Source organism: Streptococcus sp. DAT741, assembly GCF_009866825.1.
Taxonomy (GTDB): Bacteria; Bacillota; Bacilli; order Lactobacillales; family Streptococcaceae; genus Streptococcus; species Streptococcus ruminantium.
In genome coordinates, this window is record NZ_CP019557.1 from 1,260,384 (window position 1) to 1,282,955 (window position 22,572).

The following is a 22,572-nucleotide window of genomic DNA, read 5'->3' on the forward strand; positions in this document are numbered from 1 at the left end:
TTTCTCCTAGTTAAATCTGTATATAAAATCCAATACTTACTGTCAAAATAGTCAAAAATGATATCAATAGTTGTTGTATTTTACTAAAATTATCAGTATCTACAAGTTCACGATTGATAACACCTTTTGGCAAAATCACAGGTAAAAGTAAAGGTAAAAAACAAACCATCAGATAATAATATCGACCTTGAATACCGCCAACTAAAACATCACCGGGTTTGTAAACACGTGGATCTCCAGTTATAGCATAAACCATTAAAAATGATATACCTATGAAAAGAAATACTAAATACAATCGGAGTTTTTTAGGCACCCGTATCTGAAACTCAATGGAATTCCATATATATAAACAGATAAAAATAAGCATAGAAATCACAGCCAGAAACATTGGTTCGTGACTAACATATTGTAGGGGACGCGAGACAAAATTATTCAAAATAGCAGTCGGTGCATTTACCATCGTCCGAATAATTGGTAACGGATGTAGAAGGAAATAGGCCAAGCCCGGACTTTTACCAGTTACTGAAGTGGAGAAATTAAAAATATTTAAAATTCCAGTATAAACTAACCCTAAAAATAGGACTGGTATAAAAGAAAAAATTGCAAATAGCTTTACTTTCTTTGATACAAAGTATTTATTAGGTAACACTGCAAGCAAACTTCCCATCAATACAAATGGAAACTTAGAAAATACAAGCAACATTGCCAGACCTTGAAATAGACAAGAATATTTTAGCGTAATTTTTTCTTTTTCAGCCAAAACATTCGTCAGCATAGCAATCATAAGAAGACTAGCACCGTAATATAAATAATCATAATGATAACCTGAAACAACATATAAAGCAGAAGGTAAAGTCCCCATCAAATAAATCATATTTTGATAAACTCGACTTATTCTAATGGCCAAAAACACCAGTAAAGCATAAGCTAGCACATGAAAAATTCGACCAATATAATACGAAATATAGACTTTATTCGAAACTAAGCGACCAATATTCCATCCTATTGCTCCTGGTATAAAGGAAGGGTTATCAAAAGATGTTGGTGTCCCTGCAATTTTACTTTTCTGATGTTCTACATTATACCAATAATCATCACCTTTAAAATTTTGGGGATTCCGAATACTGTCATGTAAAAAGACAGAATCGTAATCTTTTAGCTGTTCATCAGAGTATTTAAATAAAAAACTATCTGAAATTCCTATAGCATTTGCTAAGTGTGATTCTTCATCCAAAGCATATTGAACAGGTCTAATCAAAGCAATAACAGTACCGAATGATAAAATAAGGAAAAAAGCGTTCCTAGCTAATTTCCTAGGTTCCTCCATATCAACTATTACAAAGTAAAATACAACAGCAATCACAATGTACCAAAAATTTTGATTGAACTTCCACTCAAAAAAAATCGGTAGAGTCAATTGAGCAAATAAAATCAAAAAAATACCAACAAGAATATTGCGTAGCTTTGTAATCCATAGACTGTTTGTCAGCATACTGTCATGAACCTTTCTTTTTTTCTAGTGAATAGCGTGAAATATCTTGATTGAGTTCAACAAGATTAGCCTGACGGATACCACGCCACTTTTCAATATGAAAAAGAGGGTTAATCGCTAGCCAATACAATTTTCGTTTCCAAGTATAATCATTATCTGAAATAATTTTCATACTATCTTCAAAACTTGACCTTAGTACTTGTTTCACCACCGAAAAAATCGATACCTTATTGGTTATACCACTATTCAAGCGGACATTATAAGCCTCATCAAAGATACGATGCCGGTACTCTGAAAGACGTACATCATTTGAATGTTCAACAATTGCTTTTGAATTATAAACCTTGATATAGCCCGCATCCAGTATATCCTTACCATACTCATAATCCTCTGAGTAAGCAACATTGCGGTAACCTATTTTTTCGATGAGAAATTTACGAGGGGCGGCAGAACATACATCGCTATAAAAAGACTCTTTAGTGTATTGCCCCTTCTGACTGGTATCCAATCTCTGCCAGAAAGTTAATGCATCCGCAACTCCTTGTTCATTGAAAACTGCTAAAATATCGTATTTCATTGCAGGAAAACAATAGTGACGCGGCTTTTGATTTCCGAGTACAGCTACAATATCTGGATGGATAGCAAACGGCCGAACCATTTCAACCAACCACTGCTCATTATGTGGTACAGCATCCTGACTAAGGTAAACCATTATCTCGCCTTGACTTAGTTCTGCTGCCATTTGACGAGTTCCACCATGAGAATACTCTTCTTTTTTCAGATGGAGGAGTTTCAAATTATTGTGCTTTTGGGCAAAACGATTGATAATATTGACTGAATCATCAGTGGAACCCGAATCCGTAATCAATACATCCCAACTGAAATCCGTTACTTGTCGATACAAAGCAGACAAAGTTTCTTCTAAGTGGTCATGTTCCCCATTGTAAACGGGAATAAATACCGTAGCTTTTATTTGATTAGTCATTCAAAACCTCACGACAAATAATCGTCTCCACTTTTTTATAACTTTCTTCCCACGAAAGTCCTGTATATTTTTCACTCATCGCCTGAGCATGCTCTGTAATATCCTGACGTTCAACAGCTTGACACAATTTATCTGCCAATGAAACAGGATACGCCTCTGTATAGAGAATGTCTTCAATTTCACCAAGTACCATGCGATTATTATCTCCATCATTCATGACTGGTACACAACCAGCAACTAGGAGTTCCAAAGGTAATAATGAAACGTTCGTCAGAGAAAGTACAAGGCAAGCCACACTTTCGTGATAAAGCTCTGCCAACTGTTCTTTATTCAAAATGCCACGATCTGTAAATTCAAAAGGAATATCATAATTTGACATATCTTGACCGAAAAACTCGATTTCATATTCAGGATGACGTTCTTTAAAAATGTTCAAAGCCATGACACCAATTTCAAAACCTCGACGTTCTGTATGAGCGCGAGCATAGAAACAAATTTTCTTTTTCTTGACAACAGTTTTTTGAGGTTTATAGATATCAATATCAGCACCAAAGTCAAAATAATCAGCCTGCATCCCATACTGACCAACTTTTTCTACAAGCCATTTTCCCGCAGTAATACCGTAAAAACCAAATTTATATGTAGCTTCTGCTAACATGTAACGAGAACCAACACCGAAGAAAATTGGCTCAAAATCCTGAACAAAATAAAACTTATGTAACTGTTCACCTTTAAGATTAAAAACAGCATATGCTGTTTCCCAGCTAGTTGCAAATACTACATCCTGATTTTTAAAATCTTGTAGCTCTTCTACATCTACTTCTATACCGTATGAGCGTGAAAAGATTTCCTGTGCTTCTTTAGCAGATTGGGGAATAGTATTATTATGGTGGATATAGAATGTAATACGATGTCCTTTACTTTGCAAATATTTCACAAAACGCGAAATCGTTGTATGACCTCCACCGCCAGGTCCAACTGGAGGTGACACCCAGGCAATATTCAGTTTATCCTTTGCCAGCTTTGCAGGCTTAATGTAAGGATTGTTGATATAGTCAGCACCAGCAATCTCTCGTATTCCGGGCATTTGCGGAAGCTTGTTCATATCTATTTTGGCAGGAATCGTTTGTGTCGCCAGAGGACTGGCTCCAGTTAATTTCTGTTTCACTTTCCTCGCTGTAGCGCGCCATCCCTCTTGTCTATAGCTTCTGATTATCTTATCTAACATTATAATTTCCTTCTTACCTTATTTATTTGAATCGTTTCAATAGACTTGATAATTTTCGTATTGGCTCAGTTATTTTCCATGAAAACGAGGCTTGTATTTTTTGAATTTCATCATTTAAACGATCAATATCATCGTTCAAACGCTGAATATCACCATGTAAGCTCTCCTGTTCAAAAAGTAATGTTGATATTCTATCCGTCTTTTCTCCCACAATTCTTTCAAAATCTGCTATCCGCTCTGCATCCCAGGCAACATCTCCTTCAAGCAAAGCCTTCTTAAAGGTAGATGACCAGGTATAGGCAAAAATACGAATCGCTGAGATATCCATTGGAAGTTTTTCTAGAGGTAGCGTTCGGAAAGTTTTATCATTCGAATACCCTGTAAAACTGCGGGCACGTTCTATCATCAATTCCCGAATTTCTTTATATCTTTCTGGATTTTTTAATGGCTCATCGAGTGGAAAGCGCTCAGGGTTTTCAATATACTCCTCATCTGTCAAGCTATGTGGTAAGACATCCAAGCCACCATATCGCGCAGGTTCATACTTTTCTGAATCCTTAATCAAAAGAACAGGAGTTTCAAAAGCCAATGAAGGCAAGAAACAATGCAATCGTGTCGTTACAACTGCGTGTGCTGACTGGTACAAAGCAAGCATATATTCAGCGACCGCAAATCGTTCCTCATTTTCCAAAAACGGGAAATGATAGACAGTCAATTCGATAATTTCACGATTAGTTGTTTCACGCATTTTTTCAACAACATTTTTCGGAACATCCACTGCTAAAATAAAGCCCTTTTTTTCAATTTCTGGATCACGCTGCAATGTCAATGTGAGACATCCTGAAAAGTAGGCATCTAGTCCATTTTGTTCAAAAAAGTCCAATGTTTGCTTATCGCGTGCACCAACTGGACCATTCTTCAAAAGGAACTTTAGACTTTCCTCCGATTCAAAAGCCTTTCTCACCTCATCATCTTTGGTACTTACATGTACGGAAGTGATAAGTGGTTTCAACTTTTCGGTATTCTGAGGAGGCCATCCCTTGGGTTCTCGATTGTACCAGCCATTCATAATAATCTTTGTAGGCTCTTTAGGTTCCCATTCTGCCAGCTTGTCACGATCAACATATTCATCAATATGTGGTAAAAAGCGTCTGGCAGCAATACTCTGAACCTCATCACCGATATTTTCAGTTGAGTACTTCATCAGTGCGAATTTATATTCCATAAAATCTCCTATTTTTCACTCCATACTCCCTGTGCATTAAACTGCCCGCTACGGGCAGGGTTTGACTCAAGGATATTGATTTTGGGTGGTTTTCCTTCCATCGTAATATCTTCATAGCCAAGGAGCTCACGTGTCTCACTCCAAAATGAAACATTAACCGAGTATTCCCCCTTCACAAATTGTGAAGCAGGAATCTTACATTCGGCTACATATTCACCTTTTTCTTTATCAAGAAGTTCCATATCTGCTATGCTACCGATACCAGCAATCAAATTATCCCCGTAATCGCGAAATGAGGTTCCAATTGTAAATTTTACAGGTTTATTTACCTTGTAACTCACCTCAACCCAAATATCATCTTTTAAATAAAAATTATTGGTTTCTTCTTTTGAATTTTTGGTCCGTATTGACACTATTTCTATGTCATTTTTACGTCTCTCTCTTTTATCATCTGTTTTTTTGATTTCTGTTCGGTGCTCGACATTTCGCAAGGTGTATTTTCCAGCAACCATATTGGGATCTCCGATAATGGATATTTCACCTGCATCAATCATCATCGCCTTTGTACAAAATCGTTGTACAGAAGCCATATCATGAGTTACTAAAATAACAGTTTTCTTTTGCTTTTTCAAATTCGCAAAGTACTCAAAACATTTTCTCTGAAATGCCTCATCTCCGACAGCCAGTACTTCATCCAGTACTAAAATATCACCTTCTGCCTTAATTGCAATCGAAAAGGCCAGACGAACCTGCATACCGCTTGAATAGTTCTTCAATTTTTGATCCATAAACTCTTCGAGTTCAGCAAATTCAACAATATCGCCGTACATATCATCAATTTCAGACCTAGTGAACCCTAGGAGTGCACCATTCAAGTAGACATTTTCTCTACCTGTTAATTCTGGATTGAAACCGACTCCGAGCTCGATGAAGGGAATGAGGGTGCCATTGACTGTCACTTTTCCTTTTTCAGGAACATATATTTGAGAAATGATTTTTAAAAGCGTTGACTTCCCAGAACCATTCCGACCAACAATGCCAAAAAAGTCACCTTTTTCAACTTCAAAAGATATATCTTTCAAGACATGCTGCTCTTTATAACCTTTTATCCCCCGAAAATAATTTACCAGCGTTGTCCTTAAACTATGGGTTGATTCGGTTGGTAATTTAAAATTTTTGCTGACAGAATCAACCTTTAATGCAATTTCCTTTTTCGACATTATAGAATCTCCGCAAATTTTTTAGAATTCTTTTTAAAGATGGTATATCCAACAACAAAAATTAGAATTGATAATACATAAGGAATGGCAACCATCCATTTAGCTTCATAAATATCCCATGAAATAGTTGCTCCATCATATACAATATGATGACGAAGATCTTGTACAATCTGAGCAATTGGATTCATCATCATCACCTTCGCCACTCCCGTATGACCGCGTTGGATAATATAGGTAATCGAATAAATAATCGGTGTTGAATACATCCCGGCTTGTAATACAACTTCCCAGATTGGTCCCATATCACGATATTTTACAAATAAGCTAGAAAGGATAAGGGCAACACCTGTCGCTAACACGATCAATTCCAAAAATGCGGGAATCAGCATCAATATACCAAAATCAAGTCGTACTCCATTGATGATCGCAAAAAGCATTACTACAGCAATGTTAATGCCATAGTTGATTGCAGCACCCACAATTGAAGAAATAACAATAAGTTCTTTAGGGAAGCTGATTTTGCGCAACAAGTCACCTCGAGAAACAATTGAGAGCATCCCCATATTGGTGGCTTCTGTAAAGAAGTTCCAAGTCACCATACCAAGAAGCAGACTTACCGCATAGTGTGGAGTACCGTCGTCAAACTTTAAAAATCTCACAAAAACCAAATACATAATGGTGAACATCATAAATGGCTTCAAAATGGACCAGAGGTGCCCGATTAAGGAGCCTTGGTAGCGAAGTTTAAAATCAGTTTTTACCATTTCTCTCAGGAGAATCTGGTTTTCTTTATTTAATAAGTTCATGATTATTCCTTATAAGCAAATTTTGTCACAATCAGTGTTGTGAATATAAATGTGTGAAAGGTTTTATTTTTTTTCAAACCATACTTACGCAAGGTTCTATAACGTTCCAGCATAGGCTTATCCATAATGGATACAAAGGCTTCAATCAACTCTCTATTCGACTTAGAAAGAGGCATCTCTAACAAATGACTAGCTTGCTTTTGACTGCTTTTTATCAAATCCCAATAGACTTTAAATAGAATATGAGGACGGATCCATTTTTTAAATCGTTTAGATAGAGTTCTCGCACCCAAAACATTATCAGAATGCTGCCGATATAGTTCGCCTGGCTGATCAATATAAACCAGTGTTCCAAATGCGGATGCTAGCAAAGCTAAATACCAATCATGCATGAGAATATTTTCTGTTACTCGCCACATTTGTGCTAGATGATGGTTGATCATGGCAACGCCACCGGTAACTGTATTTTCTGTTAACTCCTGAACCAATTCAGTATTAGCATGATGAGATTGGGAACGAATCATACTCTCGGTCATGACCTCTAACTGTTGATCAACCACTTTTAAGTCCATGTATACCATGAGTGGTTTATCCATCGGATACATCTGAGCTTTTTGTAAGCTAACTTCCAGTTTATCTGGTAGCCAGATATCGTCTTGGTCGCTGAAAAAATAATAGTCTGCAACATCGTAATTGACTAGGCGATGGAAGCTTTTGATAACTCCTATGTTTTCTCCTGGTTCCTCTTCGATAAAATGAATCCGACGATCTTGATTAACAAAATCTTGGATAATCTCTCTAGTCCGATCGCTCGAACCATCATCGCGAATGAAAAGCTCCCAATCTGTGTAAGTTTGTTCTTGAATGGAGCGAATCTGTTCTGGTAAGAACCGCTGACCATTGTAGGTCGACATGAGTATATTTACTTTCATTGTAGAAATAATTCCTCGTACTCTCGGACAATTTTTTCCCATGTATAGGATTCTTGCATGTGACTCTTTGCAATTTCTCCCAACTCCACTGCTTCGGATTGTCCGTCAATATTGTTTATAAGTTGAGCTAGATTCCCCTGCTCCTTACTCCAGTATCGTGCTCCATCTAAGGCAACTTCTCGGTTAAAGTCAATACCGAGAACTAGATTTTCATTGGTCTGAGCCAGAGCTTCCAGAAGACTGGGATTTGTCCCACCCACCTCATGACCATGGATATAAGCGCGACATTCTTGTCGGAGATACTTGAGCAGGTCTTGATCATAAACTGTTCCGATAAACTTGATGCGGCTATCCGTCTCAAAGTCAGTCTCTTCTTTTAGTCTTTGGAAATAAGCAGAGCCCTGATGATTGGCTACAATGACCAAATCACGTTTAGTAGAACTTGCCATAAATTCCTTAATGGCTGTTGCATAATTATTTTCTGGAACAAAACGACCGATGATGAGATAAAATTCTTTTTCCTTAATGCTCCATTTGTCAAAATGACTGCGAACCTGCTCAGATCCCTGTGTCAACTTTGTTGGACTTAAATCCGTACCATAAGCAATAAATCTTGTCTTAGTACCTGGGTATGTAGATTGAATATAATTCTCAATCCCCACATTATCTGCAATGATAAGATCAGCATATTTTGCCATCATCTTCTCAGAAAATTTTAGGTAGGATTGGATAGGTTTGGACCACTTAGCTCGTCTCCACTCCAACCCATCTGGATTGACAAATAGAGTTCCGCCTACAGAGTGAATCTTTCTGGCAAAAGGAGCAATAAAACCACCTATGGTATTTCCTAAAATATAGAAAATTGGCCTTTCTATCTGCTGTTCCTTGACTATTTTTAATGCATAAGTGATGGCCATCATATCATAAGCAATGACACGTGCAGGACCAAGTTTTGGGGGATTGATTGTAAAACAATCCGCACCCAAATAAGTTGAGTGCTGGTGGTGACTTGTATCCGATAGACAAGCCACGTGATAGCAAATGCTTTCGGACATCTGGTGTCCGACTAGTTGTTGGACAAAGGTCTCAAAGCCACCATATTGTGCTGGTAATCCACGACTACCGATGATAAAAATGTGTTTCATGATTCCTCTCCATCAAATTGCACTTCTTTTTATTATACCATTTTTTCGATTTTTTTCCTAATTCCATCCATGTTTTATCTGCAAAACTCTTCCTCATTTCTCATTCGTTTGAGACCCCAAAACAAGCTTCAAGTAGATTTTGAGTTATGGAAAAAATTTGATATGATATAATGTATAATATTGAAAATAAATAAACCTTAGAATTGTTAATCATTTATGAAGTCTATCAAATACCTCATTCACCTAATTGTCGTCGTGTTCCTATGTGGTTCTTTTTTTAAATATGTAAGCCTAATCCAAAATGAACTCGGATCTGCGGATAATAATGGAACTGTCCGTATAGTAGCTGATGAAAATCAGCAATACGTTTATGGAATCCAAATAAATGGAAGATATATCGTTGAAGAATACGTTGTCAAAAATGATTGGTACGTTGTCTCCCAAAATGTAGTAGATACATTCTATATTTCACAAACTGAAGAAAATATTATGGAGTTCAAGTTACCTACCTCGATAAAATCTGTCGCATTTGAATATCGAGTTAGCGAAGAACCAAAGACAATCAAGGTGTATATTGATAATAAACTAGTGAAAACTGTAGATACCTCAGATGGCAATAGTCATAAAAATATGGTTTTCATTGAAACTCCTCAGGTATCTATGCTGACAAAAGAAAATCAGTTATGGTATTTACAAATTGCTATTTTATCCATTGGACTATTATTTTATACACTGCATAATGCGACTTGGAGAATCAAACGCTATGAATTGCTTATCCTAGTTCTTCTACTCACTACTCAACATTTGTTAGTTTCACTTATTTTTCCCTATCTTTATCGAGATAGCTTAGTTTTATTTAACTCCTCTTTTAACCAAGTCGAGATACATCAACTCCTTGCTACACTCTCCCTATCAATATTTGCTAGCTTTTTGGGCTATAAACAACTTAAAAATAGTATAGTTAAGCGCCTAAGAGTCTTATTTCTCATGGCTAGTTTCCTTTCAGTGCCAATATTATCACTCTTTATCATAGAAAATAGCTACTCACAATTTTCAACATTGTCTATAGAGAGTATTAGAAACAATTTAATCATTATCGGAGTGTTGTACGGTATCTTTGCGCTCATAACAAATTTGAAATTTGCAAGTATTTTGGTACTAAGTAGCTCAGCAATAATTGGTATCAGTAATCAAATTATGATTACCAGTCGAGGAATACCACTACTGTTTTATAATATTCTCCAAATTGAGGATGGTTTGAATGTTGCTTCAAACCTTGCGCTGAGTTTTAATAATCAGATGCTACAAAGTCTTGTTTTTACCTGTATTTTAATCACATATTTTTCTTTTCTTCCAAAATTATCTATTTCTATTCCTCTCCCCAGTGCAGCATTTGACTCGAACTATGGCTACAGATGGATGAAGCGTCTTGCTAGAGTTATCACCGGATACATTGCTCTCCTGACAATCTTGCCAACAATGAGTCAAACTGTCGTTCATAGTGCCAATATTCCCTTAGATTATTGGAAAATGTATGTCACCTATGGACAATTCGGTCTACCACTTTCGCTTGCTTCTTTCTATGAAGATAGTAAAATTTCTAAACCAGAAGGGTACTCAAATTCAAAACTCCAAGAAGTACTTCGTGAATATCCTTCCGAGACGGCTCAACAGACAGTAAAACCAAATATCATCTTTATCCAGAATGAATCGCAAAGTGACTTTTCAAATCTGGCTGGACTGACTATGGAGCCAGATCCTTTGGCAAATCAGCACTCATTAGTTGAAAATACTATTCATGGTACACTAAATGTTTCTGTCTATGGTGGCGGTACTGCAAACACTGAGTACGAGGTTCTGACAAGCAATCCTATCAGTCTCCTCTCCTCCAACCTATTTCCTTATCAGCAAATTATCACCCAGGAACGGCCAAGTTTTGCTACTTATTTAAGGAATAAAAATTATGATACGATCGCACTCCATCCACAATCTGGCAACAATTATAATCGTAGAGCAGTCTACCCTCTCTTAGGTTTCAATAAATCCTATTTTCTGGATTCTACACCAGCAATCAGTAGTTTAGCACCGCTAACAAATGAGAGAGGCTGGCCATCTGACAGCTTTTTATTCAACGGAATCAAAGAGCTCTATTCTCAAAAGGCAGACAATCCTCTATTTAGCTTTGTAGTGACAATGCAAGGTCACGGAGGTTACCCAAGTACAGAGAGTGCTTATCCAAGAGAAGTTCGTATCAATGGTTCGACATCCGAATACTTAGCTGAAACCGAATTTCTGACTAGTATGAAGAAAACTGATGAAGCCTTCGCTGATTTGATTTCCTTCTTCCGTTCTTACAAAGAGCCGACAATCATTGTTATGTATGGAGATCATCAGCCAAGCCTAAGTCAGGAATTTTATTCTCAATTTATGGATGAAAATGACCCATCAGCAAAATATTCTGCTCCTTTTGTTATCTGGTCAAATTTTCATATCAAAGAGCGTGAAGCTACAACCATCAGCCCAAATTACCTTGTACCATACTTGATGGATATATTGTCCGAATCTGATTATCCTCTTCCTCGGTCATCATATCAGCAATTTTTAAGTGCTATGCAAAATCAGGCACCTGTTATTACTAGCTGGGGTAATCTAGATAGCAATGGACAACAAATTGAAAATCTGGGTACACTACCACTCTATCAAACATATTTACAATTAGAATATAACAGCGCTGTTGATAAGCAACCACTTTTAGACTTATATGAGTAACAAATAACCTCGCCCTAAACTGAGCGAGGTTATTTTACTGTCTATGTAGTTAATTATCCAAACGGTACAATTTATAACTTTCAATAACAGAACGTAGTTTTTCACCATATCGTGGATCAGTTGCATATCCCGATTGTCGCAAGGCAACAATAGCTTGCTGATAATCAGTCGCTTCTCTATAACCTTGATAATTCTTTGTTCTCCATGGAGTAGAGGTAAAGAATTTACCATAGTCAGCTATGCTTTCTTTCCATGAATTATATTTTCTAAATAACTGTTTTTCTTGTTTAAGCTCTCCGTTGCGGTATTCGTTGGTTACAATTTCGATAGTATCACCAGTCCATGTTTCGTCGGCCTTGATACCGAAGAGATTATTTCCCTTAGTAGCCAAATGAGACGTTCCCCATGCACTTTCTAAAATAGCTTGAGCTAACATGACACTTGGAAGAATAGAATGTACCTTGGAAGTTTGTTTGATGGCGGGTATTAAAACATCAATGAAACCTTTTTGCATATCAGAAATAGGTAATGATTCAGTCCCTATTGTCTTTCCCCCGACAGCACCATACCAAGCCATTACCCCCTCTGTCAAAGCTCTAGCAAGACGAGTATGATACGAATCTTGTTTGATAACCTGCAACTCGGAAGGATTATCCATAAAACCAAGTTCTACTAGAATAGCTGGAACTGCTGTTTCACGAAGCACTGCAAAGGTCTCCCTTTTCACCCCACGGTTTACTGCCCCAGTTTCCTTAATCAAGCTTGCTTGAACCTTATTAGCTAAGATTTCACTTTCAGCCAATCGGGTAGGATCATTGTGTTTTTCTTTGTTAATTTTTGGTTGATACTCAGGATCATACTTATACCAGTAAGTTTCAATCCCTTTCGTATCGGTCACCCCTGCTCCTGTCGCATTGAAATGAAGGCTAATGAACAGATCAGCATTGCTTTTATTAACCAGACTTGAACGCTCCGTACGATAGTCAACATCGTAATCACCGGTACGGGTCATTAAAACATTGATACCACGTTGTACAAGACTGTCTTTCAATTTATTTGCAACAGACATAGCGAGATTTTTTTCATGAATTCCACCGTAGGAGGCACCAGAATCTCTACCACCATGTCCCGGATCAAGGTAGACTGTGTAGGAACGTGGTGCTGAAGGTAAATCAACCGTGGTAGCATTCACATAGGTCATACTGCCATCAAAGCCTCGGTAATACAAGTGAACATTGTACTTGCCAGTGCCATTTTTGTGCTGAGATTTATTAACTTTCAGCAGGTAACTACCATCTGGTTGGCGATCTGCGGTGTGGTAAATAATATCATCCTGACCGTTGGTCTCTGTCCAAGTTGGGACCAAGACCTTACTGATACCTTGTTGGGAGGAGACATTGGTAATACGAACATCAAAACTACCTGTTTGATGGTTAACATTGGCAATACTCAAATTGCCCGTAGTAGAAACCTCTGACAAGCTAGTCGTGGTCTGTGCAACATAGGTCATACTGCCATCAAAGCCTCGGTAATACAAGTGAACATTGTACTTGCCAGTGCCATTTTTATGCTGAGATTTATTAACTTTCAGCAGGTAACTACCATCTGGTTGGCGATCTGCGGTATGGTAAATAATATCATCCTGACCGTTGGTCTCTGTCCAAGTTGGGACCAAGACCTTACTGATACCTTGTTGGGAGGAGACATTGGTAATACGAACATCAAAACTACCTGTTTGATGGTTAACATTGGCAATACTCAAATTGCCCGTAGTAGAAACCTCTGACAAGCTAGTCGTGGTCTGTGCAACATAGGTCATACTGCCATCAAAGCCTCGGTAATACAAGTGAACATTGTACTTGCCAGTGCCATTTTTATGCTGAGATTTATTAACTTTCAGCAGGTAACTACCATCTGGTTGGCGATCTGCGGTATGGTAAATAATATCATCCTGACCGTTGGTCTCTGTCCAAGTTGGGACCAAGACCTTACTGATACCCTGCTGAGAGGAGACATTGGTAATACGAACATCAAAGGTGCCTGTTTGATGGTTAACATTGGCAATACTCAAATTGCCCGTAGTAGAAACCTCTGACAAGCTAGTCGTGGTCTGTGCAACATAGGTCATACTACCATCAAAGCCACGGTAATACAAGTGAACATTGTACCTGCCAGTGCCATTTTTGTGCTGAGATTTATTAACTTTCAGCAGGTAACTACCATCTGGTTGGCGATCTGCGGTATGGTAAATAATATCATCCTGACCGTTGGTCTCTGTCCAAGTTGGGACCAAGACCTTACTGATACCCTGCTGAGAGGAGACATTGGTAATACGAACATCAAAGGTGCCTGTTTGATGGTTAACATTGGCAATACTCAAATTGCCCGTAGTAGAAACCTCTGACAAGCTAGTCGTGGTCTGTGCAACATAGGTCATACTGCCATCAAAGCCACGGTAATACAAGTGAACATTGTACTTGCCAGTGCCATTTTTGTGCTGAGATTTATTAACTTTCAACAGGTAGCTACCATCTGGTTGGCGATCTGCGGTATGGTAAATAATATCATCCTGACCGTTGGTTTCTGTCCAAGTTGGGACCAAGACCTTACTGATACCCTGCTGAGAGGAGACATTGGTAATACGAACATCAAAGGTGCCTTGAGCATCATTACGGTTCTCAACGGTAATGGTACCAGTAGGCTGACTAGCTATTGTTGAACCAGTACTCACCTGAGTTTGTGAAACATTTGATGACGCACTCAATGAACTTTCTGTTCTGCTTGTGGCTGAAGTTGTTGAATGACTAGCAACAGTCGACACTGCTTTCGCTCTTATATTGGTTGAAGCTGCTTGACTACCTCCTGAGGATGTTGGAGTACTTGCAACATCATGCTTTTCCACTTCCCATTTAAAACTATAATCCGTTAATTGTTGCGAGCTACCATCAGTGAGTTGTGCTGTTAATTTCAGTGTAAAATCTCGATCGTCTTGAGAAAAGTTTGTACGATCCAGAATCGCTACATATCTTCCGTATTCATCAATTGAAAATGTAAGGGGATAGCCAACACTAGTTTCTGAACTAAACTGAGCAGTTATGCCAATAATTTCTCCTGTGATCTGAGATAAGATAGCCTTCATTTGTCCTGCTTCTTCAACCACAGATAACTGACCACCAGTATTAGCCATTGCTGTTGAAGAAACATGACTTGATGGTGCGTCTATAGTATCTGCTTGAACAAGTTGACTAGATGATAGCAACGCACACAAAGAAAGAAATAATAAGGTTTTCTTTTTCATATAAAATCCGTTATCCTATTTTTTCTCTTGTTTATAAAATTCCTCTAATGCTTCTTGCCAGGTCGGAATGATAAAGCCAGTTGCTTTCGCCTTAGCTAGGCTCATAGTTGAATTAAATGGGCGTTTAGCTTTAGCAGGGAATTGACTAGAAGCCACCGGTAGTACCGTAGTATTGGTATCCTTGAGGATTTCTACTGCAAAGTCAAACCAGGTTGTATCTTCATTCGCGTCATTTGACAAATGGTAGTAACCAAATTCTTGCTTTGTATCCACTAGATGAACCATAAATTCCGCCAAGGTCCGTGTCCAAGTTGGGCGCCCATGCTGGTCGTTGACAACAGTCAAGGTGTCACGTGTCTCAGCAAGATTTTGCATAGTAAAGACAAAGTTTTTACCATAGTTACCAAATACCCAAGCCGTACGCACAGTGTAGAACTTATCGGCAAATTTCTCAACTGCCTCTTCGCCTAAGCGTTTGGCACGACCGTACTCAGACTGGGGATTTGGTTGATCATTGACCTGCCATTCTTGACCAACTGACAGATTACCATCGAAGACATAGTCTGTGGAGATGTAAACAAGAATTGCATCATACTTAGCAGCTGCCTTGGCAATATTTTCAGAACCGATAACATTTATTTTGTAGTTCAATTCTTTACCTTCATCTTCCGCCATATCAACTGCGGTATAAGCTGCGCAATGGTAAACGACAGTTGGCTTTACTTCTGCAAAAAATGTATCAACTGTTTCCGCATCTGTAATATCCATTTCTGCAACATCTGCGGCAATGTATTTGATACCACGTTCGTCCAAAAGGTAACGCAATTCAGTCCCTAACTGACCATTTGCACCTGTAATTAAAATCATGTTTGCTCCTTTGTTTTAAGAAAGGCTTGAGCACTTGCCCTAGCCTTTAGTTTATTCGATTACCTCTTGCGTTTTGGCGTAATTAGCTTCGACCGCTGCTTTTTCACCTTGCCACCATTCTTTATTATCGGTGTACCACTTGATGGTCTCTTCTAAACCTTCTGAGAAGTTGGTAAATCGTGGCTCCCACCCAAGTTCATCACGAAGTTTGCTAGCATCAATGGCATAACGTAAATCATGACCAGCACGGTCTGTCACATGATCGTAAGCATCTTTAGGTTGCCCCATTTTCTCTAAAATTAGTTCAAGAACTTCCTTATTATTCTTCTCACCATCAGCACCAATTAGGTAAGTTTCCCCTATACGACCCTTGGTCAAGATAGCCCAAACACCTGTTGAGTGATCATTGGTGTGAATCCAGTCACGAACATTCTTGCCTTCACCATAGAGCTTTGGTTTGATACCGGCCAAAATATTGGTAATCTGACGAGGAATGAATTTTTCAATATGTTGGTAAGGTCCGTAGTTGTTTGAACAGTTGGAGATAGTGGCCTTAACACCAAATGAACGCACCCAGGCTTTAACAATCAAATCAGAAGCTGCTTTTGTTGATGAATAAGGCGAACTTGGGTTGTAGTTGGTATCAGCAGTGAATTTCTCACCTGGTCCTTCACCATGCCCTGGTAAATCTTCACGTAGAGGAAGATCGCCATAAACTTCATCCGTTGATACATGATGGAAGCGAATATCATACTTACGAGCAGCTTCCAAAAGGGTGTAAGTCCCGATAAAGTTGGTATGGATGAATGGTGATGGATCATTGAGCGAGTTATCATTGTGACTTTCAGCTGCATAGTGGACAATCGCATCAGCGTTGGCTGCTAACTTGTCCACCAGCTCAGCATCAGCGATGTCACCGACAACCAACTCTACACGGTCACCCAGAATTGCTTCTAAATTGGCACGGTTACCCGCATAAGTCAATTTATCCAGAACAGTCACATGGACATCTGGATGGTTATTGTAAACGTAGTGCACAAAGTTTGAACCGATGAAGCCAGCTCCACCTGTGACAATAATATGTTTGAATTCTGACATGATTTCTCCATTTATTTTTTTATGTGCCATCTCAAGTCGTTCGGACAGCAATGATATATTGGTCAGGCTCGCTTTGCGCACCTTAGTTCTTTAGTGATTGACTTAGGTAGTCAATTTTTGCAAAATCTTTATGGTTATTTTGATCAGCTCGGTAAGAATCTTTTGAAGAGGATTGATAAATAGCCAAGTACTGCTCCAAGGTTGGTAGATAATAATGAACTCCTTTTGTCACTTGCTCTTCCAATTCTTCTAAGCGGATACCTGCAAAATCAGGGAGAGTATCTATGACACCAAACTCGATAGACAAATCATCCTTTTGATACTCGTGTTCATGACGGTCAACAAGCTTATAACCAAGCGTTACCATAACCTGATGAATGGCCTCAAACTGGTAAATCCGTTCTTCATCAGAGACTTGCCAGCCCCTTGGATCACCTGGCACGTGAATATCCAAATCTCTAGCTTGCCAGTCTTGAGCGGTCCTAAGTTCCAATCCAACAGAGCCCATTAACAAAGGAGTTATGCCAATCTTATTGAGCTGCTCTGCTATTTCCAAAAATACTGAAAACATTACAAATCCTCTTTTTTTAAGGGTTTAACATCCTTGAGCAAGGGGTGGTTCTTATCGGCTTCAGAAACTTCTGCCTCTGCCAGATTTTCCCAAGTGATGTCCAAACTAGGATCCGCATAGTTAACAAAGGCATACTTAGGCTTGAGCTCCAAAGCCCAGTAATCATTGACTAGATAGCTATAAGCTACAAAATCTGACAGTACTTGAAATCCGTTAGCAACACCGCGCGGTACAAAAATTCCCTTACTCGCATCAATGATTGTCTGATAGGTATTCCCAAAAGTGTCACCTTCACGCAGATCAACCCAAGTTCCTAAAACCTTACCACTATCTGCTACAGAGATGTACTTGTCCCAAGGCTCAGCATGAAGTCCCCTAAGGACATTCTTACGTGAAAAACTGACATTATTTTGCAACTTTCCTTCGGCAAAGAAACTTTCTGGAAAACCCAGTGGAAGCATTTTTTCCTTTTGAAAATTTTCCTTAAACCAGCCACGATTATCTCCGTGAACTGGAATATCGAATTCCAACATGCCGGGGATAGTTTCTACTGCACGTGCTGCTAATGTTTTTCCGAAAAAGTTTTCTATCATTCAGTTTCTCCAATCAAACGGAGCAGATACTGTCCGTATTCATTTTTCTTGAGTGGCTGTGCCAATTCATGCACTTGTTCCTTGCTGATATAGCCCATACGATAGGCAATTTCTTCTAAATTGGCAACTTGAACATTCTGCAAGCGTTGAACAGTCTCAATGTACTGCGCTGCTTCTAGTAAGCTCTCATGCGTGCCTGTATCCAGCCATGCAAATCCACGTCCCATTAGCTCAACAGACAAATCTCCACGCTCAAGGTAGGCTTTGTTGACATCTGTGATCTCAAGTTCTCCACGAGGTGATGGCTTGATATTTTTAGCAATCTCCACAACATCATTGTCATAGAAATAGAGACCTGTAACCGCAAAATTTGACTTTGGCTGCTCCGGTTTTTCTTCAATGGATATAGCATTCATATCTGAGTCAAACTCCACAACACCAAAACGCTCTGGGTCTTTCACTTGATAACCAAAGACTGTTGCACCAGTTTCCTTACTTGCTGCCCGTTGCAACATCTTGGTCAAACCATTACCATGATAGATATTATCTCCCAAGATAAGCGCAACAGGGTCATCACCAATGAACTCTTCGCCAATAATGAACGCTTGGGCCAACCCATCTGGACTTGGTTGCTCAGCATAAGAAAGCGAGATTCCCAATTCAGATCCATCTCCTAACATGTCCTCAAAACGTGGCAAATCTTGAGGTGTGGAAATAATCAAAATCTCTTTAATCCCAGCTAACATAAGTGTTGATAGCGGATAGTAAATCATCGGTTTATCATAAATGGGCATCAACTGTTTTGAAGCTGCACGCGTAAGTGGATAAAGCCGAGTTCCTGATCCACCTGCCAGAATAATACCTTTCATGTAAGAATACCTTCCCTAAATTAATATCAGTTCATTATACCATATTTCCAAAGACATTGTCAGTAGGAAAAAAACTATAAAAATAGCCTTTTTCAGAATTTATTCCACAGCAATATCCAAAATCACTTGGACAAATCCTGCCATAAAACCCAATAAATAAAATATGTTAGTAATAAACTGATAGGTAAATATTTCCTAAAATTTATCGACAGTTGTAAAGGTACCTTTACCTATAGTAGTTTATAAATGCCTAAATGGATTAGTCGAAATGGTTGAGGCTAAAATTTCCAACTCCCAATTCTCCTCTACCTTCCATTTTTCTAATAGACCTGCAATTTTAGTGATAAACAAGACTTCGATATGATGGCCGGGATCAATTGCCAAAAGTCCTTGAGTTAGCATATCCTGCCCTGTGTGGTAATAAATATCTCCTGTGATGTATACGTCTGCTCCTTTAGTTAGGGCATCTTGATAAAAAGAGCCTCCGCTACCTCCACAAATAGCAATGCGACTGACACGCTGTTTAGTTTGATGATTATAGGCAACCAGACGAACAGCATCCAAATCAAAGACGGACTTAACTTTCAAGGCCAATTCTTCCAGACTCTGCTCTGCTATCGTCCCAATACGACCGACTCCTTGACCTTCGGCAGTTTCATGCAGGTAAGTCGTATCTTTTATATCTAGCAATTCACAGAACCAATCATTCATCCCTCCTTCAACCACATCGATATCTGTATGGCTGACATAGACCGCAATATCGTTTTTGACCAAATCTAGGTATATTTTTGTCTGTGGGTTATCTTCCACCAAATCTTTTAGTGGTCGGAAAATTGGTGCATGTTTGACAATAATCAAATCAATCTGCTTATCAATGGCTTCTGCTACCGTTGTTTCTCGAATATCCAAGGCCACCATGACGCGTTTGACTTCTTTGCTGAGTGTACCGATTTGCAACCCCGAATCACCTTCCATGGATAAACTAGTTGGACAAAAAGCCTGATAGCGTTCGATAACTTTACTTGCTAACATAGAGAGCCTCCTCAATCTGTTTGATTTTATGAAAAATAACAAGTCGATCTTCACCGCATTCCAGTGGAATTTGTTCAAAAGCTACTTTTAACTTTTCCTGTTCCTTATGCCACTTTTTGATAAAAATCGAAGACTTTTGTTCTAATAAATACGGACCGAACCGATGTTCAATTTCCAATAACTTCATCTGCCCAGATTCTGCAACGAGGACTTCGTAGAATTTGCCATTTTCTTCCAGAATCTCTTCAGCAATCAATTTGAACTGATTTTTTTCAAGCCAGCGACGGACATCATCCTCACGATTATTAGGCTGGAGAATCAAGCGCTCAACGTTTGCTAATTTATCTTTTCCAGCTTCCAAAATATCGGCAATGAGCCTACCACCCATGCCTGCGATAGTAATTGCGGTGATATTATCAGCCACTTCTACAGCCGCCAAACCATTTGCTAAACGAACTTGAATCTTATCCAATTTCCCTGCCTGTTCCACATTTTGTAAGGCTGACCGATAAGGACCTTGAACAACCTCACCAGCTATCGCAAAATCAACTTGTCCTTGCTCCACCAAAAAAAGAGGGAGATAAGCATGATCACTCCCTACATCTACTAAACGTGCTCCTTTAGGCACAAAACTTGCGACTGTCTCCAATCTTTTTGATAATTTTGTTTCCATTTTACTCTTTCCAAAGATCCATCGCATCAAGAAAATCACTTGATACTGCTACATTCTTAGGTGTCTGAATCTCTCTTTCTGCATTCTTGGCTTCTACCTGAGCAGGAGTAGTAATTCCCTCCCGACGCCAATTTCGTAGAATAGCCTGGATATATTTCCAATTGGTCTTGTTATTAAAAACCGCTTCTTTCAAGGCTGCACGCACTAAATCCACAGAAGTCTTATCATCCTCAACAGTTTTCTGTAAGTCCTCAACCTCAAAAGGTGATAAGAAACGACCAAGTTCTCGTTCAAAATCACCAACTAAGGTCTTTAAATCATTCTCTGGCTGTATAAGTTCCGGCCGCTGCTTCTGTAACAAGAGATGATCTAGTCGTTCCAAAGCAGGAAAAGCATTAAATATCATTTCAATTTCACCTGCAATGCTGATTGTTTTAAATTCCAAAAGACCGGCTTCTTGTAGATTTTCAATAGCTTGGTTAACCTGAGCAACAGTCTTACCAGTTGCTTGTGCAATTTCACTTGGTGCTAGAGACTCCATGGATGATGAATTCTGATGAAAGAAAAATTGCCATATCAAAAAGTCATCTGCTGACGGAAAAAGCTCTTGGTAATGAAATAAGATGGCTGCAGGCAAAACCAGATACCCCTGCTGAAATTGCTGTGAATAGTTCATACTTCCTCTTTAAAGATTCATATAGTGCATCCCAAAGTCTAGAAAAGCTTGGGATATTATAATCTTGACAGCACTTGCCATAAACAAAACGTATGTTAAACAAGTGTGTTGACAAACCTATACGGCTGACTGCTTAAATGTCTGCCAGTTGTATGGAGTTTCTTGGTAAACAGCATAGTTGATCCAGTTAGTGAAAAACTGTGCTGCTGGCAAATTCCATGATAGAGAAGGTCTGCTTGTTGGGTCATCCTGTTTAAAATAATTTTCTGGTATGTGCGGATTTTTACCAGCCAGACAGTCACGTAAGTACTCCTTAGCTAATGTATCCCTATCATACTCAAAATGTCCAAAACTGTAGACTTCCCTCAAATCCTTACTAGCTAAGATTGACAAACCAACTTCTGACCCTTGTGATAAAATCATCAAGGTATCCAAATGTGAAATATCTTCCTCTTTTACTTCGGTATAACGCGAATGAGGCGAGCGAAACTCGTCATCAAATCCTCTCATAAGCGGACTGGTACGATTCGTTACTTCCTGCCAGTAGACACCTGATAGCTTGCGAGCCATACTATGCTTAGACACACCATAGCGAGCATACAAACCAGCTTGAGCCCCCCAGCAAATATGCAATGTAGAATAAACATGTGTTTTTGACCAGTCAAATATCTGTATCAGTTCTTGCCAATAATCTACTTCTTCAAAGGATAGATTTTCCACAGGCGCACCTGTTATGATAAGACCATCAAAATAGTTATCCTGAATTTGATTAAAAGTCTTGTAAAATTGTTTCAAATGATCTGAATGGGTATTTTTAGATTCATGACTAGCCATATGAAGAAATTCTACTTCTAATTGCAAGGGAGTATTAGCTAAAAGACGGAGCAACTGAGTCTCCGTCACAATTTTCTGTGGCATGAGATTGAGAATTAAAATCTTAATCGGACGAATATCCTGGTGACTCGCACGATCACTGTCCATAACGAAAATATTCTCTTCTCTCAAAATATCAACTGCTGGTAATGATTTTTCAATTTTAATCGGCATAGACAACCTCCTATTAGCTTATACATATTATAAGATAGGTTGCTAT

Annotated in this window: 18 protein-coding genes and 1 pseudogene; 1 reads left to right on the top strand and 18 read right to left on the bottom strand. The window is 38.8% G+C overall.

The genetic code is table 11. From position 1 onward, the window contains the following. Window positions 1-10: 10 nt before the first annotated feature. The 8 genes and pseudogenes from BZG42_RS06010 to cps2T form a co-directional block, all read right to left on the bottom strand. Window positions 11-1,492 (bottom strand): DUF2142 domain-containing protein, encoded by a 1,482-nt coding sequence (locus BZG42_RS06010; protein WP_155962278.1) that lies wholly within the window; start codon window positions 1,490-1,492, stop codon window positions 11-13. A gap of 4 nt (window positions 1,493-1,496) precedes the next feature. Continuing rightward, a complete protein-coding gene (locus BZG42_RS06015) occupies window positions 1,497-2,477 on the bottom strand; it encodes a glycosyltransferase family A protein (RefSeq protein WP_024531743.1) in 981 nt (326 codons plus the stop codon). Next, the gene (locus tag BZG42_RS06020) at window positions 2,470-3,705 is read right to left on the bottom strand and encodes a rhamnosyltransferase WsaF family glycosyltransferase (RefSeq protein WP_155995424.1); all 1,236 of its coding nucleotides are present in this window, start codon (window positions 3,703-3,705) and stop codon (window positions 2,470-2,472) included. The genes BZG42_RS06015 and BZG42_RS06020 overlap by 8 nt, the downstream gene beginning before the upstream one ends. Window positions 3,706-3,727: 22 nt before the next feature. Continuing rightward, window positions 3,728-4,930, bottom strand: a complete 1,203-nt coding sequence (locus tag BZG42_RS06025) for a polysaccharide pyruvyl transferase family protein (RefSeq protein WP_155995422.1) — start codon at window positions 4,928-4,930, stop codon at window positions 3,728-3,730. A gap of 481 nt (window positions 4,931-5,411) precedes the next feature. Then, window positions 5,412-6,150: pseudogene (locus tag BZG42_RS06030) on the bottom strand (ABC transporter ATP-binding protein); the annotation flags it as partial. Next, window positions 6,150-6,956: an ABC transporter permease gene (locus BZG42_RS06035; protein WP_155995420.1), complete on the bottom strand. Its 807-nt coding sequence runs from the start codon at window positions 6,954-6,956 to the stop codon at window positions 6,150-6,152. The pseudogene BZG42_RS06030 and the gene BZG42_RS06035, both read right to left, overlap by 1 nt. Before the next feature lie 2 nt (window positions 6,957-6,958). Then, on the bottom strand, window positions 6,959-7,888 hold the full coding sequence (locus tag BZG42_RS06040) for a glycosyltransferase family 2 protein (RefSeq protein WP_155995418.1): 930 nt from the start codon (window positions 7,886-7,888) through the stop codon (window positions 6,959-6,961). After that, window positions 7,885-9,033, bottom strand: a complete 1,149-nt coding sequence (cps2T, locus tag BZG42_RS06045; protein WP_155995416.1) for a beta 1-4 rhamnosyltransferase Cps2T — start codon at window positions 9,031-9,033, stop codon at window positions 7,885-7,887. Before cps2T ends, BZG42_RS06040 begins: the two co-directional genes overlap by 4 nt. A gap of 216 nt (window positions 9,034-9,249) precedes the next feature. On the opposite strand from cps2T, the gene BZG42_RS06050 reads away from it, so the two are divergent. After that, window positions 9,250-11,802 carry an LTA synthase family protein gene (locus BZG42_RS06050; RefSeq protein ID WP_155995414.1) on the top strand — a complete coding sequence of 851 codons (2,553 nt, stop codon included), beginning with the start codon at window positions 9,250-9,252 and terminating at the stop codon, window positions 11,800-11,802. Between the two features lie 49 nt (window positions 11,803-11,851). Here the strand turns inward: BZG42_RS06050 and BZG42_RS06055 are convergent, their stop codons facing one another. From BZG42_RS06055 to metA, 10 genes are all read right to left on the bottom strand, one after another. Beyond that, window positions 11,852-15,100 carry a GBS Bsp-like repeat-containing protein gene (locus BZG42_RS06055; protein WP_159780102.1) on the bottom strand — a complete coding sequence of 1,083 codons (3,249 nt, stop codon included), beginning with the start codon at window positions 15,098-15,100 and terminating at the stop codon, window positions 11,852-11,854. A gap of 15 nt (window positions 15,101-15,115) precedes the next feature. Beyond that, the gene (gene rfbD, locus BZG42_RS06060; protein ID WP_155995926.1) at window positions 15,116-15,967 is read right to left on the bottom strand and encodes a dTDP-4-dehydrorhamnose reductase; all 852 of its coding nucleotides are present in this window, start codon (window positions 15,965-15,967) and stop codon (window positions 15,116-15,118) included. A 51-nt stretch (window positions 15,968-16,018) separates the two neighbouring features. Then, window positions 16,019-17,065: a dTDP-glucose 4,6-dehydratase gene (gene rfbB / locus BZG42_RS06065; RefSeq protein WP_120171863.1), complete on the bottom strand. Its 1,047-nt coding sequence runs from the start codon at window positions 17,063-17,065 to the stop codon at window positions 16,019-16,021. 82 nt (window positions 17,066-17,147) lie between these two features. Further along, entirely contained in the window at window positions 17,148-17,636 is a 489-nt protein-coding gene (locus BZG42_RS06070) for a phosphoribosylanthranilate isomerase (RefSeq protein WP_024531965.1), read from the bottom strand. Beyond that, entirely contained in the window at window positions 17,636-18,229 is a 594-nt protein-coding gene (locus BZG42_RS06075) for a dTDP-4-dehydrorhamnose 3,5-epimerase family protein (protein ID WP_155969614.1), read from the bottom strand. Before BZG42_RS06075 ends, BZG42_RS06070 begins: the two co-directional genes overlap by 1 nt. After that, on the bottom strand, window positions 18,226-19,098 hold the full coding sequence (gene rfbA, locus BZG42_RS06080; protein WP_024531963.1) for a glucose-1-phosphate thymidylyltransferase RfbA: 873 nt from the start codon (window positions 19,096-19,098) through the stop codon (window positions 18,226-18,228). The genes BZG42_RS06075 and rfbA overlap by 4 nt, the downstream gene beginning before the upstream one ends. A gap of 240 nt (window positions 19,099-19,338) precedes the next feature. Further along, complete coding sequence (locus tag BZG42_RS06085; RefSeq protein ID WP_024531962.1) at window positions 19,339-20,130, bottom strand: Nif3-like dinuclear metal center hexameric protein; 792 nt, start codon at window positions 20,128-20,130, stop codon at window positions 19,339-19,341. Further along, window positions 20,117-20,803 (bottom strand): tRNA (adenine(22)-N(1))-methyltransferase, encoded by a 687-nt coding sequence (locus tag BZG42_RS06090; protein ID WP_155995928.1) that lies wholly within the window; start codon window positions 20,801-20,803, stop codon window positions 20,117-20,119. Before BZG42_RS06090 ends, BZG42_RS06085 begins: the two co-directional genes overlap by 14 nt. A 1-nt stretch (window position 20,804) precedes the next feature. Continuing rightward, complete coding sequence (locus BZG42_RS06095) at window positions 20,805-21,479, bottom strand: DnaD domain-containing protein (protein WP_155995930.1); 675 nt, start codon at window positions 21,477-21,479, stop codon at window positions 20,805-20,807. 117 nt (window positions 21,480-21,596) lie between these two features. Next, entirely contained in the window at window positions 21,597-22,526 is a 930-nt protein-coding gene (gene metA, locus BZG42_RS06100) for a homoserine O-acetyltransferase MetA (RefSeq protein ID WP_024531959.1), read from the bottom strand. Window positions 22,527-22,572: the final 46 nt, after the last annotated feature.

Bases quoted from the DNA above. Each gene is read 5' to 3' on its own strand.
- BZG42_RS06010 (WP_155962278.1), bottom strand. From the start codon at position 1,492: ATGCTGACAAACAGTCTATGGATTACAAAGCTACGCAATATTCTTGTT.
- BZG42_RS06015 (WP_024531743.1), bottom strand. From the start codon at position 2,477: ATGACTAATCAAATAAAAGCTACGGTATTTATTCCCGTTTACAATGGG.
- BZG42_RS06020 (WP_155995424.1), bottom strand. From the start codon at position 3,705: ATGTTAGATAAGATAATCAGAAGCTATAGACAAGAGGGATGGCGCGCT.
- BZG42_RS06025 (WP_155995422.1), bottom strand. From the start codon at position 4,930: ATGGAATATAAATTCGCACTGATGAAGTACTCAACTGAAAATATCGGT.
- BZG42_RS06035 (WP_155995420.1), bottom strand. From the start codon at position 6,956: ATGAACTTATTAAATAAAGAAAACCAGATTCTCCTGAGAGAAATGGTA.
- BZG42_RS06040 (WP_155995418.1), bottom strand. From the start codon at position 7,888: ATGAAAGTAAATATACTCATGTCGACCTACAATGGTCAGCGGTTCTTA.
- cps2T (WP_155995416.1), bottom strand. From the start codon at position 9,033: ATGAAACACATTTTTATCATCGGTAGTCGTGGATTACCAGCACAATAT.
- BZG42_RS06050 (WP_155995414.1), top strand. From the start codon at position 9,250: ATGAAGTCTATCAAATACCTCATTCACCTAATTGTCGTCGTGTTCCTA.
- BZG42_RS06055 (WP_159780102.1), bottom strand. From the start codon at position 15,100: ATGAAAAAGAAAACCTTATTATTTCTTTCTTTGTGTGCGTTGCTATCA.
- rfbD (WP_155995926.1), bottom strand. From the start codon at position 15,967: ATGATTTTAATTACAGGTGCAAATGGTCAGTTAGGGACTGAATTGCGT.
- rfbB (WP_120171863.1), bottom strand. From the start codon at position 17,065: ATGTCAGAATTCAAACATATTATTGTCACAGGTGGAGCTGGCTTCATC.
- BZG42_RS06070 (WP_024531965.1), bottom strand. From the start codon at position 17,636: ATGTTTTCAGTATTTTTGGAAATAGCAGAGCAGCTCAATAAGATTGGC.
- BZG42_RS06075 (WP_155969614.1), bottom strand. From the start codon at position 18,229: ATGATAGAAAACTTTTTCGGAAAAACATTAGCAGCACGTGCAGTAGAA.
- rfbA (WP_024531963.1), bottom strand. From the start codon at position 19,098: ATGAAAGGTATTATTCTGGCAGGTGGATCAGGAACTCGGCTTTATCCA.
- BZG42_RS06085 (WP_024531962.1), bottom strand. From the start codon at position 20,130: ATGTTAGCAAGTAAAGTTATCGAACGCTATCAGGCTTTTTGTCCAACT.
- BZG42_RS06090 (WP_155995928.1), bottom strand. From the start codon at position 20,803: ATGGAAACAAAATTATCAAAAAGATTGGAGACAGTCGCAAGTTTTGTG.
- BZG42_RS06095 (WP_155995930.1), bottom strand. From the start codon at position 21,479: ATGAACTATTCACAGCAATTTCAGCAGGGGTATCTGGTTTTGCCTGCA.
- metA (WP_024531959.1), bottom strand. From the start codon at position 22,526: ATGCCGATTAAAATTGAAAAATCATTACCAGCAGTTGATATTTTGAGA.